Origin of the sequence: Streptomyces sp. Ac-502, from assembly GCF_045222935.1 — a bacterium.
Taxonomy (GTDB): domain Bacteria; phylum Actinomycetota; class Actinomycetes; order Streptomycetales; family Streptomycetaceae; genus Streptomyces; species Streptomyces monomycini.
Genome location: NZ_JBHFFO010000001.1, coordinates 6,091,148 through 6,105,393, shown reverse-complemented (window position 1 = coordinate 6,105,393; position 14,246 = coordinate 6,091,148). Strand labels below are relative to the sequence as shown.

Below are 14,246 nucleotides of genomic sequence, written 5' to 3'. Positions count from 1 at the left end.
CCTCCGAAGCCCGTAACAACGGAGCCCGCGCATCCATTTCCCTGTGAGCCCGCTCTCTTTTCACTTTGCCAAAGCGTGACCTCATGGGGTGGGTGGGGGAGGTGGGGACGTGAGCACCAGGGCGGGCCGGGGCCGGTGGGTACAGAGATGGGGGCAGGGGCGGTGGGTACAGAGGTGGAGACGGGGTCAGTGGGTGTGGAGGCGGGGGCGGGGCCGGTGGCGCATAAGGTCAGGACATGGTCCGCAGCTCGTCCGCCTCTCCCCCGCCCTCCCGTCCCCTCGGGAACGCGACCCGCGGCACCACCAACCCCAACCGGCTGCGCCGCATGGACCGCTGGATCGCCGCCACCCACGCCGCCGTACTGCGCCGCGGTCCCGCCCCGGTCGCCGTGGACCTCGGATACGGCGCCGCGCCCTGGACCGCGGTGGAACTGCTGGCCCGGTTGCGCACGGTCCAGGCCGACGTCCAGGTGGTCGGTGTCGAGATCGATCCGGCGCGGGTCGCCGCCGCGGCACCGTACGCGTGCCCGGGGCTGGCCTTCGCCCACGGCGGGTTCGAGGTGCCGCTGCCGGGGCGGCGGGCGCCGGTGCTGATCCGGGCGGCGAACGTACTGCGCCAGTACGCGGAGGACGAGGTGCCCGCCGTGTGGGAGCGGCTGTGCGCGCGGCTGGCGCCGGACGGCCTGCTCGTGGAGGGCACCTGTGACGAGATCGGGCGGCGGCACGTGTGGGTGGCGCTGGGTCCGGAGGGCCCGCGCACGGTGACCTTCGCGACCCGTCTCAGCGCTCTGGAAACCCCGTCCGACCTGGCCGAACGTCTGCCGAAAGCGCTGATCCACCGCAATGTGCCCGGACAGCCCGTGCATGCGTTCCTGCGCGACTTCGACCGGGCGTGGGCGGCGGCGGCCCCGTACGCCTCACTGGGCGCGCGGCAGCGGTGGATGCGCAGCGTCCTCGCCCTGAGTACGGCGTGGCCGCTGGCCGACGGGCCCCGGCGGTGGCGGCAGGGGGAGGTCACCGTGCGGTGGGAGGCGGTCGCGCCGGCGTGAGGCAGGAGCGTGCTGGACGACTGGCCGTAACCCGCGCCCGCCGCGCCCCGGCCCGGTCTCTCCGTCGCGCCCCGGCCCCGGCCGCCCCGCCGGGGGCAGGCCGGGCCGGACCCGCACCTCAGTGGGAGATCTGCTTGCGCGAGCTCCCGCCCGCGATCTCGATCTTGCGTGGCTTGGCCCGTTCCGCGACCGGGATGCGCAGGGTCAGCACGCCGTTCTCGTACGCCGCGTCCACCCGGTCGCTGTCGAGCGAGTCTCCGAGGAACAGCTGCCGGCTGAACTTGCCCGCCGTGCGTTCGCTCGCGATCAGCTCGGCGCCCTCGGGGGCGGTGGGGGTGCGCTCGGCGCGGACGGTCAGCACGTTGCGCTCGATGTCCAGGTCGATGGTCTCCGGGTCGACGCCCGGCAGATCGAAGTGGATAACGAACTCGTCCCCGGCCCGGTAGGCGTCCATCGGCAGTGCGGCGGGACGGGCTGTCGTCCCGAGCACCTGCTGGGTGAGGCGGTCGAACTCGCGGAACGGATCGGTACGCATGAGCATCACGGGTCATCTCCTTCCGAAGGCAGTGGGTGCGATGCCCTTCTGCCTTCTGTTGTAGCTCGGAGAAGGAAAATTGACAAGCCCCGACTCAGGGTTTCTGAGGCGCGTCGGCAGGGCGGTGTGGGGGCGCGACCGCACCACCCGTAAAAGGCCAGGTCAGAGAGTCGTCCCGGGCCCCCGCTGAAGCGCCCCCAGCAGCGCGTCCACCAGTTGCCGGTCCCGTTCCTGCGTCAGGACGCGGCGGGCCTGGTCCGGCGGTAGCCACAGGATGCGGTCCACCTCGATGCTCGGGGTGAAGCTGCCGTGGGTGGCTTCGGCGGCCCAGTAGCGGACTTCCTTCGGGCGGCCGTTGGCGAGGTAGTGCGTGCTGGGGAGCCGGGCGCCGGGATGGCACTGCCACCCGGTCTCCTCGGCGACCTCGCGGAGGGCGCCGGCCAGCCAGTCCTCGTCGCGTTTGAGTTTGCCTTTCGGGTGCGACCAGTCGTCATATTTCGGGCGGTGGACGAGGGCGATCTCCAGGCCGTCACTCGTGGCGGAACGGCGCCACAGGACGCAGCCGGCCGCGCGGACGGGTTTCGCGGGCACCGACATCTCCTCCGTCACCCCTTCCGTACCGAGGGGCCGGGCTCCGGTACGGGTGCGGGGAGCCAGACCCGGCCGAACACGTAGCGGGCCGCTTCGGCCTCGTGCCGCTGGTCGGCGTGCAGGACGCCGAGCGCGTAGGCGGTGGCGGGGGCGATGCGCGGGGTGCGGGCCGCCGCGGCGGCCGCGGCGGCGGCTTCGGCGGCGTCCCGGTGGTGTTCCAGTGCGCGGCCGGCTTCCGCCAGGCGCGGGTCGGTGTCGTCGGGGTCGGTCACTTCCTGGGCGTACCGGCTGAGGCGGGCCAGCAGCCGTACCTGGTGCCAGAGCGCGTCCTGGCGGGAGTCGGCGGTGAGGGCGTCGCCGTTGTACGCCTGCCCCGCGCGGGCGAGCGGCAGGGCCGCGACGGCCTCGGCGAGGCGCCGGTGGGCCTGTTCGGCCAGCGGGAGCAGGGCGTCCGGCGCGGGCCGGTCGGCCGTGGCGGTGAGCGGCACCTCCGAGGCGAGTACGGCCACGGCGTCGGCGACGGCGTGGAAGCGGGACGAGCCGAGCGCCTGGAGGGCGGCGGAGTGCGCGCGGGTGCGGGCGAGGGTGATCTGCCGTTCCAGCAGGGCGCCGGCGCGCGCGGACCCGGTGGACAGCAGGGATTCGGCCGCGTCGGGGTCCGCCGTGTCCCGGGAGGCAGCGGCGGTGGGACTGCTGGGGTCGGTGTGGGCGGTGAGGCGCTGGAGGGCTCCCAGCAGCCGGTCCAGCCGTGCCGTTCCGGCGTGCTCGCGGGCCAGGGTGCCGGACAGCCAGGCCAGTTCGCCGCGCAGGTGGTCGGCCCACCTCTCGTCCGTGAGCGGGCGGAAGGTGTGCAGCGCGCCGCCGATCCGCCGGGCGGCGGACCGGAGTTGGCGGGCCGCCTCACGGGTGCTCTCCGCGTCCGGGCCGCTCTCGCCGTGGGCGCGCAGGCTGCGCAGGAAGTCCGTCGCCCGGTGGTGCAGGTAGGCGGCGAGGACGTCGCGGGCGGTGCGTCCGGTCAGTGCGGAGCCGTCGGTTCCGTACGGGTGCGGGGCGCTGCCTGGGTACGCAGGCCCGCCGGGCCGCGGAGGCCCGTCGGCCAGGGCGGCAGGCGCGCCGCCGGGCACGTACCGGAGCGGGGGAAGTCATGTCGTTGAGCCACGCCGGCGCCTCCGGGCGTCAATGAGCAGTTCCTGTACGTTGCGCAGCGGCGCGCCGTCCGCGTCGACCGCGTGCCGGGTCCAGTTGCCGTCCGGGCCCAGGTGCCAGGACGAGGTGGCGTCCGACGTGCCGGTCTCCAGGAGCCGGCTGAGGGCGGCGCGGTGGGCCGGGTCGGTGACCCGTACCAGCGCCTCGATCCGCCGGTCGAGGTTGCGGTGCATCATGTCGGCGCTGCCGAGCCAGACCTCGGGTTCACCGCCGTTGCCGAAGGCAAACACCCGGGAGTGTTCGAGGAAGCGGCCGAGCACGCTGCGGACCCGGATGTTCTCGCTGAGCCCTTCGACGCCGGGCCGCAGGGCACAGATGCCGCGTACCCACACATCCACCGGCACACCGGCCTGGGAGGCACGGTACAGCGCGTCGACGACGGCCTCGTCGACCATCGAGTTGACCTTGACGCGGACGTAGGCGGGCCGCCCGGCGCGGTGGTGCGCGATCTCCTTGGTGATGCGCTGCACCAGGCCGTCCCGCAGGGACTTGGGGGCGACCAGCAGCCGCCGGTAGGTCTCCCGGCGTGAGTAGCCGCTGAGCCGGTTGAAGAGGTCGGAGAGGTCCGCGCCGACCTGCGGGTCGGCGGTCAGCAGCCCCAGGTCCTCGTACAGCCGGGCCGTCTTGGGGTGGTAGTTGCCCGTCCCCACGTGGGAGTAGCGGCGCAGCATCTCGCCTTCCTGGCGGACGACGAGCGACAGCTTGCAGTGCGTCTTGAGGCCGACCAGCCCGTAGACGACATGGCAGCCCGACTCCTCCAGTTTGCGGGCCCACTTGATGTTGGCCTGCTCGTCGAAGCGCGCCTTGATCTCGACCAGGACGAGCACCTGCTTGCCGGACTCCGCCGCGTCTATCAGGGCGTCGACGATCGGCGAGTCGCCCGACGTGCGGTACAGGGTCTGCTTGATGGCGAGGACGTCCGGGTCGGCGGCGGCCTGCTCCAGGAACGCCTGGACGGAGGTGGAGAACGAGTCGTACGGGTGGTGCAGCAGGACGTCGCGGGCGCGCAGCGCGGCGAAGATGTCGGGCGCGGACGCCGATTCGACCTCGGCGAGGTCGCGGTGGGTGCCCGCCACGAACTTGGGGTACTTCAGTTCCGGCCGGTCCTGGGCGCCGATGCCGAACAGGCCGGTCAGGTCCAGCGGGCCGGGCAGCGGGTAGACCTCGGAGTCGGAGACCTTCAGCTCCTGTACGAGCAGGTCCAGTACGGCCGGGTCGATGGACTCCTCGACCTCCAGCCGGACCGGCGGCCCGAAGCGGCGCCGCATCAGCTCCTTCTCCAGCGCCTGGAGAAGGTTCTCCGCGTCGTCCTCCTCGACCTCCAGGTCCTCGTTGCGGGTCACCCGGAACATGTGGTGCGCCCGCACCTCCATGCCGGGGAACAGCTCCTCCAGGTGGGCGGCGATGACGTCCTCGATGGGCACGTACCGCTGCGGCGCGGCCTCCAGGAAGCGGGAGAGCAGCGGCGGGACCTTGACCCGCGCGAAGTGATCGTGCCCGCTGACCGGGTTGCGCACGACGACGGCCAGGTTCAGGGAGAGGCCGGAGATGTACGGGAACGGGTGGGCCGGGTCGACGGCGAGCGGGGTGAGCACCGGGAAGATCTGCTGGCGGAACAGGGTGAACAGGCGGGCCTGTTCCTTCTCGGTCAGCTCGGGCCAGCGGATCAGGTGGACGCCCTGGTCGGCCAGCTCGGGGGCGACGTCCTGCTGGTAGCAGGCCGCGTGCCGGGCCATGAGCTCGCGCGAGCGGGTCCAGATGAGGTCCAGCACCTCGCGGGGCTGGAGGCCGGAGGCGGAGCGGGTGGCGACGCCGGTCGCGATGCGCCGCTTGAGGCCCGCGACGCGCACCATGAAGAACTCGTCGAGGTTGCTCGCGAAGATCGCGAGGAAGTTGGCCCGTTCGAGGAGCGGGGTGGCCGGGTCCTCGGCCAGCTCCAGCACCCGCTCGTTGAACGCCAGCCAGCTGCGTTCGCGGTCCAGGAAGCGCCCGGCGGGCAGCTCCGCGCCGTCGGCGCCCGCCGCGCCGGTCTCCTCGTAGTCGTCCAGGTCCGCGTCGAGGTCGGGTTCCAGCTCGGGCACCGGCACGGCGACCGCGTGCGGGCGGTGCGCCGCTATGGAGCCCACCGACGGCTGCGCGGACGGCGGCAGGCGGACCGCCGTCCGGGACGTGGTCGGCTCGGTCCGGTCCGTGTCCTGGGCGCTGGGCTGCTGGTTCATGGCCTTATTCTTCCGCGCCGGGGGCCCCGTCAGCCCGTCGGACGGAGCCGGTACGGGTTCCGGTACGGGGCGCAGGCGGCGGCCGGCGGCATTCGGGACAGCGGGCTGCATCCAGCGATGCTCGCAAGCGACGTTGAATCGCCGGTAACGCGGACGTGGCGGCCAGGCAAGCGGGCCGCTACTCCCCGGTGTTTACATTCCCGTGCCTTGCGTTCCCGGGGGCGCGCCCCCTGGGGCGCGTAAGGGGGCGCGCGGGCGCTCCGGCGTACGCCCCCTGTGCGGCCCTCGCCCCGGGCCCCGGGACACCGGGTCGGCATCCAGGTGCTCACGCCACCCGAACGCAGCACGTGACGACGGCGCCCAGCGGCCGGGGGCCGCTGCCCGGGCCGACCTCCAGCCCGTCCGTCAGCTGCCGTACGGTCCACAGCCCCCAGCCCGTCGGACTGCTCAGCTGCGGCGGCCGCTCGGGGATGACGGACACGTCGAAGCCCGGCCCGCTGTCGGAGACGCAGCAGCACACCAGCGCCCCCCTGCGGTAGAGCTTCAGCAGCCCGCCTCCCCCGCGTGCCGGATCGCGTTGTCGGCCAGTTCGTTGGCGGACAGCAGCAAAGCGTTGCGGCGGCTCCCGGCCAGCCCCAGGCGTGCCGCGTACTCCCCCAGCACGACGCGCAGCCGCGGCAGGTCGGCCGAGGTGAAGTCGGTCTCCAGGCGGTGGTCGGCGGCGAGTCGCACGCGCGGCCCTGGCGGCCTCTGTGGGCCCCCGGCGGGGGAACCCTGGGTCGTCGGTCCCATGCGTCACTCGCCTTCCACGGTCAGCTGCGGGATGTCGAGCGCCCCCAGAAGCAGGAACGTGTGGGCGTGTATGCCGTCGCACCGGATGACGACACGTCTGCCGTCCTCGGCGGCCATCCGCAGTACGGCCCGTGCGCAGTAGACGTCCAGGAAGGACAGCTCGGTGAGGTCCAGGACGACGCGCGGCTCCCGTGACTCGGCGATCCGGCGCAGCGCGTCGTTGAACGGTTCACGGGTGGACAGGTCGGCCTCGCCGACGAGCCGCAGCCCGTACGTGCCGGAACCGGGTTCCGCGATCGGCAGGGCCAGCAGGGTGCCGGGGCGTTTCAGCAGGGCGGTGGGGTGACCGGCCGCCGCCCGGTCCAGGACGTCGCCGCTGAACCGGGTCTCGTCGTACGTGCAGATCTCGGTGTAGTGCGCGTCGGTGAACAGGTAGTGGCAGCCCTTGCTCTCCCGCCACAGGACCCGTTCGACGTCGGCGCCGAAGGCCGCCACCCAGGCCATGTCGATGGCGCTGCGGACCGTCGGATACCCCTCGTGCAGTGCCTCCTCGACCTCCCGCCGCAGCCCGGCCATCTGCCGCTCCACCGAGATCTCCCGCGGCCGCCACATCCGGTCCATGGTCAGCAGCTTCAACTGGCCGCGTTTCAGGGGCGGTCCGACCGGCGGGCCGTACGCCTCCAGGTGCTCCAGCACGGTGGCTTCGGGCACCGCGGGGTCGGCGAAGAGCAGCACCCGTTCCCCGCGGGTGATGCCGGTCTGCGCGAACGAGCCGATCGTGGACCAGCGCGACTCCTCGTCCGCGTAACTCGCGAAGGCGTGGTCCCCCGGCCGCAGGCGCTCCACCGGCACGATCCGGGTGTGCTCTTCGGCATGGAAGGGCAAGGAACTCTCCTACGTCTGCCGCCGTTTCGGCCCGGCCGTACCGGCGCACCCGCATTCGGGCGCGCCGAGTGCGGGCACTCAGCCGGGAGGGTAGCGGGACGTACGGTGCCGCCGGGCCGAAGGACGGAACGGCGGCGCCCATGGATCACTGTACGGCGGAAGACGATCGGTTGCGTTCGTCGTCTGCCTCAACGAGGGTGACGGTACGCCGAGTTCTGTGCGACAGCCGACGATGTGTTCCGTGCGCTCATGTCTCCGCACGCTCCGGGCTCCGTACGTTCCGGAGCCGTGTGCCCCGGAGCCGCACGCTCCGCGGCCACGCGCTCCGGAGCCGCGTGCCCCGGAGCGCGCTCACGTCTCCGTGCGGTACATCAGGTCCGTCTCGTGCGTGGTGAACCCGAGCCGCTCGTAGACGGTCACGGCGGGCACGTTGTCCGCGTCGACGTAGAGCATCGCCGTCGGCACGCCCTGCCCCGCCAGGTGCCGCAGCCCGATCGCGGTGAGCGCCTTGCCGAGCCCGCCGCCCTGCGCGTCCGGCCGCACGCCGACCACGTACACCTCGCCCAGGCCCTCCGACGCATGGATCTTGGTCCAGTGGAAGCCGATCAGCCGGCCGTCCCGCTCCGCGAGGAAGAAGCCCTTGGGGTCGAACCACGGCTCGCCCTTGCGGTCGTCCAGGTCCCGCTGGGTCAGCGAGCCCTGCTCGGGGTGGTGGGCGAAGGCCGCCGCGTTCGTCTCCAGCCACGCCGCGTCGTCGCTGCCCGGCTGGAAGGTCCGTACGGACACCCCTTCCGGAAGAATCGGTTCCGCCAGGTCCAGGCCGCTCAGCGGGCGGCGCATCTGCCGCAGCTCGCGGAAGAGCGTCATGCCGAGGGTCTGGGCCAGGTGGCGGGCCGCAGAGTGGCCGCCGTGCGCCCACACCCGCAGGCGGCGGCCGGACTGCTCCAGCAGCCCGGTGCCCAGCGCACGCCCGTGGCCGTGGCCCCGGTGCGACGGGTGCACCACCAGTTCGGCGGCGGGCGCCTCCACGGGGTCGGTGTCCTCCAGCTGTGCGTACCCGGCGAGCACCCCGGCCTCGTCGTCCGGCCCGCCCGGTACGTACAGCAGCAGGTGCCGTACGCCCTCGCGCCGCCCGCCGCGCAGCTGGAGCCGCCCCTGCTCGGACACGGCGGGCTGCCCGTCCGCCGCCGCGGCCTGCTCGATCAGTGCGAGGGCGGCGGCGGCCGCGTCCGGCGTCAGCTCGTCCGTGACCTCGACCCGCCGGCCCGCCCGGCTCTTGTCCTGTGCTGCGTCAGTCATGCCTCGAAGCGTACGGCCCGGACGCCGGTACACCCGATGGACACCGGCCCGCCTCCTGTCACCCCTGTTCCGCTACGCGCGTTGACCGTAGGCTGCGTCCGCTCGGACACCAGCCCACAAGGGAGACCCTCCTCATGTCACCGAGACCGCAGCGGCGGCGCGCGACGCGCAGACTGACGGCCGGAGCGGCGGTGCTCGCCGCCGCTGTCGGCATCACGGCCGCGGCACCGGCCGGCGCCGAACCCGCCGCCTCCGCCTCCCACGCCCGCCACACCGGACACGGCCACGGACACGGCGGGGGCCACGCCGCCCGCACCGTCGACGTGCAGCTGCTCTCCTTCAACGACTTCCACGGCAACCTGGAGCCCCCGCAGGCTCCGCCGGAACCGTCGAGGAGCAGCAGGCCGACGGCAGCAGGAAGAAGATCGAGGCGGGCGGCGTCGAGTACCTGGCCAACGCGCTCCGGACGGCACGCAAGGGCCACCCGTACTCGGTCACCGCGGCGGCCGGCGACATGGTGGGCGCCAGCCCGCTGCTCTCCGGGCTCTTCCACGACGAGCCGACCGTCGAGGCCATGAACAAGCTGGGCCTGGACGTCACCTCCGTCGGCAACCACGAGTTCGACGAGGGCCGCGCCGAGCTGACCCGCCTCCAGAAGGGCGGCTGCCACCCCACCGACGGCTGCTACCAGAAGGGCAAGCGCTTCAAGGGCGCGGACTTCCCGTACCTCGCCGCGAACGTCACCGACGAGAAGACCGGCCGCCCGATCCTCAAGCCGTACACCGTCTGGAAGCACAAGGGCGTCAAGATCGGCTTCATCGGTGTGACGCTGGAGGACACGCCCGGCGTGGTCAGCGCCAACGGCGTCAAGGGGCTGAAGTTCCACGACGAGGCCGAGACCATCGACCGGTACGCCAAGGAGCTGGACCGGCAGGGCGTGAAGTCGATCGTCGCGCTGATCCACGAGGGCGGGCTGCCCGCCTCCACCGCGTACGACTACGACTGCGACAGCCCCGGTCCGGGCGCCGGCATATCCGGGCCGATCGCGGAGATCGCCAAGAAGGTCACGCCGAAGGTGGACGCGCTGGTCACCGGCCACACCCACCAGGCGTACGCGTGCACGGTCCCGGACCCGTCGGGGATGCCGCGCACCGTCACCTCGGCGGCCTCGTTCGGCAAGCTGTACACGGACACCACGCTCACGTACGACCGCCGTACCAAGGACATCGTCCGTACGTCGGTGAAGTCGGCCACCGCGCGCAACCACGTCGTCCACCGCGACCAGCCCAAGGCCGCGGACATGACCGCGCTCATCCAGCGCTGGAACAAGCTCGCCGGGCCGGTGGCGAACAAGCCGGTCGGCCACATCGCCGCCGACATCCCGGGCCGCGGCGCGGCGTCCCCGGAGTCGCCGCTCGGCGACCTGATCTCCGACGCCCAGCTGGAGGCCACCCGGGCCCCGGACAAGGGCGGTGCGCAGCTCGCCCTGATGAATCCGGGCGGCATCCGCTCCGACCTGGCGTACAAGGCGTCCGGGAGCGAGGGGGACGGCGTCGTCACGTACGGCGAGGCGTTCACCGTGCAGCCCTTCACCAACCTGACCAATGTCGTCACCCTCACCGGAGCGCAGCTGCTGACCACGCTCCAGCAGCAGGTCAGCGGCGCGAACCAGGCCTCGCCGAAGATCCTTCAGGTGTCCGAGGGCCTGACCTACACCCTGGACCTGACCAAGGCGGGCGCCGACCGCGTCGTCAGGGACTCGGTCCGCCTCGACGGCGCGCCGCTCGACCCGGCGAAGAGCTACCGCGTCGCCATCAACGAGTTCCTGGCCGGCGGCGGTGACGGCTTCGCCGCCCTGAAGGAGGGCAAGGACAAGTACGTCGGCCCGTCCGACCTGGACGCCCTGACCGCCTACCTCACCGCGCACTCCTCGGCCGACGTGCCGCTGGCGCCGCCGAAGGCGGACCGGGTCAAGATCGTGGAGTAACGGGCACAGATGGCTTCGCGTACGGCCCGGCGGGGTACCACCGCCGGGCCGTGCACGTCCGTTCGGCGACCCGCCCGCCACGGGATGTCCAGAACGAACAGCGCGCCGGCCCCGGCAACTGGCTACCCTCAGCGATCGCGCATCTCTCCTCCGATCCCCCGACGCTCGAAGGACACGCCCATGCCGACGGACTCCCGCCCCCGCACATCCCCCGCACGTCCGCGCACCTTCCCCGCACGTCCCCGTCTGCGCCTGGCCGCCCTCGCGCTGAGCGCCGCGCTTCTGGGCGCCGGAGCCCCCACCGCGTACGCGGCGCTGACCGACGACGACCGGCCGGCGGCCACGGCCGCCGCGGCGCCCCGGAAGACCGTGGAAGGCCGCCCCTACATCGAGACCAGCCTCCTGTTCGGCACCGCCCGCCCGGACGGCGGCCCGCCGGTCACCGACAAGGAGTTCCACGCCTTCGTCGACCAGTTCGTCACGCCGCGCTTCCCCGACGGCCTCACCGTCCAGGACGGTTACGGCCAGTACCGCGACACGCACGGCACGATCGAGCGCGAACGCTCGTACGAGTTGATCCTCCTCTACCCCACCTCCCAGACCGGCCCCAACAACCCCAAGATCGAGCAGATCCGCGCCGCCTACATGAAGCGCTTCGGCCAGGAGTCGGTCGCCCGCATCGACGACCGCGCCCGAGTCGACTTCTGAGGGAGCGACAGTCCGCGCCCGGACCGGCCTTCGCCCCCTACTCCCCCTTGGCCTCCGCCAGGGTGTGCGCGACCAGCGCGTTGGCGTGCCCGTGCCCCATCCCGTGCTCGCCCTTGAGCCAGCCGACCAGCTCCATGTGCCGGCTCAGCGGCGCAGCACGCAGAAGCTCCTTCCACTCGGCTATCGACCGCCCGTACTTCTGCTCGATCGACGGGAAGTAACTGGCCGGTCCCTTAACTGCCGTGGCTGCGTTGTCAGTCATGAGCGAAGTCTGGCACCGACCACTGACAACACCCTTGGCAGCGCGGAAAGGAGGGCAAGCCGCTCTGGTTCGGGCTTGCCCCCTCCGGCCCGGTTCCCGATACGGATGATCGGCCGCCGGACGGGTCAGCGGAAGTCGGCCGCGTGATCGCGGGCCCACTGCTCGAAGGTGCGGGCCGGGTGGCCGGTGACCTGTTGGACGGTGTCGGTGATCGGCGGGGTGGTGCCGACGGTGGTGGCGAAGAGGCCGAAGAGTTCGAGCAGGGCTTCCTTGGGCAGGACCGGTGTCGCGCGCTCCTCGGCCACCTGTTCGGCGGGGGCCACCTCCAGCCGGGTCGGGCGGCCGAGGACACGGCCGATGTCGGCGACCTGTTCCGCCCTGGTGCGGGCCTCCGGGCCGGTGACCACGTACGCCTGGCCGGTGTGGGCGCCCGTACGGTCCAGGAGGGCCACCGCGGCGACGGCGGCGAGGTCGTCCTCGTGCACGGGCGAGGTGACCGCGTCGGGCAGCGGGTCGCGCACCACGCCGCTCTCCCGGATCTCCTCGGCCCACAGCAGCGCGTTGGCGGCGTACGCGCCGCCGCGCACGAAGGTCCATTCCAGGCCGGAGGCCCGGACCGCGCGCTCGGCGACGCTGTGCATACGGGAGACGAAGTTGGCGTCGTCCTCCGGACCGTCGGTGACGGCTATCGAGGAGTTGAGGACGATACGGCGCACGCCGGCCCGTACCGCCGCCCCGACGATCGCCGGGCCCACGGCACCGCCGCCCGCCGCCAGGTTGAGGAACAGCGCGTCGGCGCCGCGCAGGGCCGGTTCGAGCGCGGCCGGGCCGGTGAGGTCCGCCCGTACCGTCTCGGCTCCGGCCGGCAGCCCGGCCCGCTCGGGGTCGCGGGTCAGGGCCCGTACGGAGGCGCCCTCCGCGAGCAGCCGCCCGACCAGACTCCGGCCGATGTTGCCGGTGGCCCCGGTTACTACGATCATCGCTGCGCCCTTTCAGGAGGCGTGGTACGCGTGGTGACGTCCGCGTGCTGACACAGGGGTGCCGTCACTGGTCAACGCCCCGTCGCGGCGGGAATTCCCGGGCGCCGCGGCGGCGTCGGCGGGTTCCGGCCGAGCGGACGGGACAAGCCCGCGTATATCTCACTTACCGCCAGTAGGACTTGCGTTCGAGGGTTGTCGCCATGGTGGGATGTCCTGATGCGCATCCCCACCCGCATACCCTCACCCTCCTCGAACCCCTCCCCCACACCGGACACATCGGAGCCACGGACGACAGCGCAGACGGCAGCGGCGGACCGGCGGTCCCCCACCGCGGCCGCGCGTGACGAACAGGGCAGCACGGGCGACATGGGCAGTACAACCGGTACGGCCGGTACAAGCGGTACCGGCGGCGCGGGCGGTACCGGCGACGCGGGCGGTACGGGCGGTACGGGCGACACCGCCCGGTTCGAGAAGATCAATCCGTACGCGGATCTGGCCGCCCTCGCCGACCCCGAGCCGGAGCCCGACGAGGGCCCGCCGCCCGGCAGGGAGCCGCTCACCCGGCGTACCTACCTCAACGAGCGCGACGACAGCGACGACCCGCTGGGCCTGGGCCTGCGCTCCGACGAGGACGACCCGCACGCCTGGACGCCGCCGAACCACCGCCGCCGCAAGCGCGGGATCAGGCGCTTCGCGGCGGTGTCGAAGACGGTGAAGCTGCTGATCGCGGTCCTGGTGTGTGTGGCGTTCCTCGCGCTGGCGGACCGGTTCGCCGTGCTGTACGCGCAGAACAAGGCCGAGGAGCAGCTGAAGAACTCGCTGCATCTGAACGCCAACCCGGAAGTGGACATCAAGGGCTTCCCCTTCCTGACGCAGGTGCTCGGCAAGCGCCTCGACCAAGTCGACGTCACCGTGCCCGACCTGGCGGCCGACCGGGTGTCGCTGGCCAAGGTCGAGGCGAGCGCGCGGGACGTACGGCTCGACGGCGACCTGCCCGCCTCCATCACCGGCGCGACGGTCGGCACCGTGCGCGGCACCGTCCTGCTGTCGTTCGACGACATGAACCGGGAACTCGGCGCCTCGCAGGTGCGGTTCAGCGAACTGGGGCCCAACTCCGTGCGGGCGGTCGGGCAGCTGCCCATCGCCGGGCACGAGCTGCGCGTACGGGCGGAGGCGCACATCCGGCAGGCCGGGGACCGCGGGATCTCCACCGACATCGGCAAGATGCGCCTGGACATCGCCGACGTGGCCGTCTACCGGCCCGGCACCGGCAAGGAGGAGGGACTGCGGCTGACCCGCAAGGCCGCGGCCGAGGTGAGCCGGCAGGCCGCCAAGGTCAAGTCGCTGCTGGCGGTGCCGGCCATCGCGGAGCGCCTGGGCATCCCGCAGCAGGCTATCGACGACGCGCTGCGCAACGAGAAGAAGCTGCACGAGCTGACCGGCGCGCCGCGTTTCATCGAACAGCTGATGCAGGTCAACCTGGTCGATGTCGTGGTGGACCACCCGTGGCTGCTCCAGAAGGTCGGCATCGACCCGAAGATCCTGGGCGCGCTGTCCGGGCTGACCAAGCCGCAGCTCGCCGACCGGCTGTCGCTGTCCTTCCGGCTGCCGGACACGCCCGGTGACGTGCGGCTGCGGGACATTTCCGTGGAGAAGGACGGGATCCGGGTGAGGATTTCCGGTTCCGGGCTGCCGATCGGCAGCGCCGCGAAGGGCGAGAAGTAGGCCGTGGC

13 protein-coding genes and 1 pseudogene are annotated in these 14,246 nt (G+C 72.7%); 4 read left to right on the top strand and 10 right to left on the bottom strand.

Translation table 11 applies throughout. From position 1 onward, the window contains the following. Positions 1-236: 236 nt before the first annotated feature. Positions 237-1,049: a class I SAM-dependent methyltransferase gene (locus tag ACEXOX_RS27785; RefSeq protein WP_406523902.1), complete on the top strand. Its 813-nt coding sequence runs from the start codon at positions 237-239 to the stop codon at positions 1,047-1,049. Positions 1,050-1,167: 118 nt separating this feature from the next. Here ACEXOX_RS27785 and ACEXOX_RS27780 read toward each other — a convergent pair whose 3' ends face one another. From ACEXOX_RS27780 to mshD, 8 genes are all read right to left on the bottom strand, one after another. Next, positions 1,168-1,590 carry an Hsp20/alpha crystallin family protein gene (locus tag ACEXOX_RS27780; protein ID WP_406526491.1) on the bottom strand — a complete coding sequence of 141 codons (423 nt, stop codon included), beginning with the start codon at positions 1,588-1,590 and terminating at the stop codon, positions 1,168-1,170. A gap of 156 nt (positions 1,591-1,746) precedes the next feature. After that, on the bottom strand, positions 1,747-2,181 hold the full coding sequence (locus ACEXOX_RS27775; protein ID WP_406526490.1) for an NUDIX hydrolase: 435 nt from the start codon (positions 2,179-2,181) through the stop codon (positions 1,747-1,749). Positions 2,182-2,189: 8 nt separating this feature from the next. Beyond that, entirely contained in the window at positions 2,190-3,299 is a 1,110-nt protein-coding gene (locus ACEXOX_RS27770; RefSeq protein ID WP_406523901.1) for a CHAD domain-containing protein, read from the bottom strand. A gap of 18 nt (positions 3,300-3,317) precedes the next feature. After that, positions 3,318-5,600, bottom strand: coding sequence for an RNA degradosome polyphosphate kinase (locus tag ACEXOX_RS27765; protein WP_406523900.1), 2,283 nt, complete (start codon positions 5,598-5,600; stop codon positions 3,318-3,320). 325 nt (positions 5,601-5,925) lie between these two features. Continuing rightward, positions 5,926-6,120 carry an ATP-binding protein gene (locus ACEXOX_RS27760; RefSeq protein WP_406523899.1) on the bottom strand — a complete coding sequence of 65 codons (195 nt, stop codon included), beginning with the start codon at positions 6,118-6,120 and terminating at the stop codon, positions 5,926-5,928. A gap of 23 nt (positions 6,121-6,143) precedes the next feature. Next, positions 6,144-6,332 carry a hypothetical protein gene (locus tag ACEXOX_RS27755; RefSeq protein ID WP_406523898.1) on the bottom strand — a complete coding sequence of 63 codons (189 nt, stop codon included), beginning with the start codon at positions 6,330-6,332 and terminating at the stop codon, positions 6,144-6,146. Positions 6,333-6,395: 63 nt separating this feature from the next. Further along, entirely contained in the window at positions 6,396-7,277 is an 882-nt protein-coding gene (locus tag ACEXOX_RS27750) for an MEDS domain-containing protein (RefSeq protein ID WP_406523897.1), read from the bottom strand. Between the two features lie 351 nt (positions 7,278-7,628). Beyond that, positions 7,629-8,576 carry a mycothiol synthase gene (gene mshD, locus ACEXOX_RS27745; protein WP_406523896.1) on the bottom strand — a complete coding sequence of 316 codons (948 nt, stop codon included), beginning with the start codon at positions 8,574-8,576 and terminating at the stop codon, positions 7,629-7,631. Between the two features lie 134 nt (positions 8,577-8,710). On the opposite strand from mshD, the pseudogene ACEXOX_RS27740 reads away from it, so the two are divergent. Both ACEXOX_RS27740 and ACEXOX_RS27735 read left to right on the top strand, forming a co-directional pair. After that, positions 8,711-10,563, top strand: a pseudogene (locus ACEXOX_RS27740) (bifunctional metallophosphatase/5'-nucleotidase). 180 nt (positions 10,564-10,743) lie between these two features. Then, the gene (locus ACEXOX_RS27735) at positions 10,744-11,271 is read left to right on the top strand and encodes a DUF3574 domain-containing protein (protein WP_406523895.1); all 528 of its coding nucleotides are present in this window, start codon (positions 10,744-10,746) and stop codon (positions 11,269-11,271) included. Between the two features lie 37 nt (positions 11,272-11,308). On the opposite strand, the gene ACEXOX_RS27730 is transcribed toward ACEXOX_RS27735, so the two are convergent. Both ACEXOX_RS27730 and ACEXOX_RS27725 read right to left on the bottom strand, forming a co-directional pair. Beyond that, positions 11,309-11,533 (bottom strand): DUF4287 domain-containing protein, encoded by a 225-nt coding sequence (locus ACEXOX_RS27730; RefSeq protein ID WP_406523894.1) that lies wholly within the window; start codon positions 11,531-11,533, stop codon positions 11,309-11,311. A gap of 125 nt (positions 11,534-11,658) precedes the next feature. After that, the gene (locus ACEXOX_RS27725) at positions 11,659-12,513 is read right to left on the bottom strand and encodes an NAD(P)H-binding protein (RefSeq protein ID WP_406523893.1); all 855 of its coding nucleotides are present in this window, start codon (positions 12,511-12,513) and stop codon (positions 11,659-11,661) included. Positions 12,514-12,879: 366 nt separating this feature from the next. Here ACEXOX_RS27725 and ACEXOX_RS27720 point away from each other — a divergent pair, with 366 nt between their 5' ends. Further along, positions 12,880-14,238 (top strand): DUF2993 domain-containing protein, encoded by a 1,359-nt coding sequence (locus ACEXOX_RS27720; protein ID WP_406523892.1) that lies wholly within the window; start codon positions 12,880-12,882, stop codon positions 14,236-14,238. The last annotated feature ends 8 nt before the right edge of the window (positions 14,239-14,246 follow it).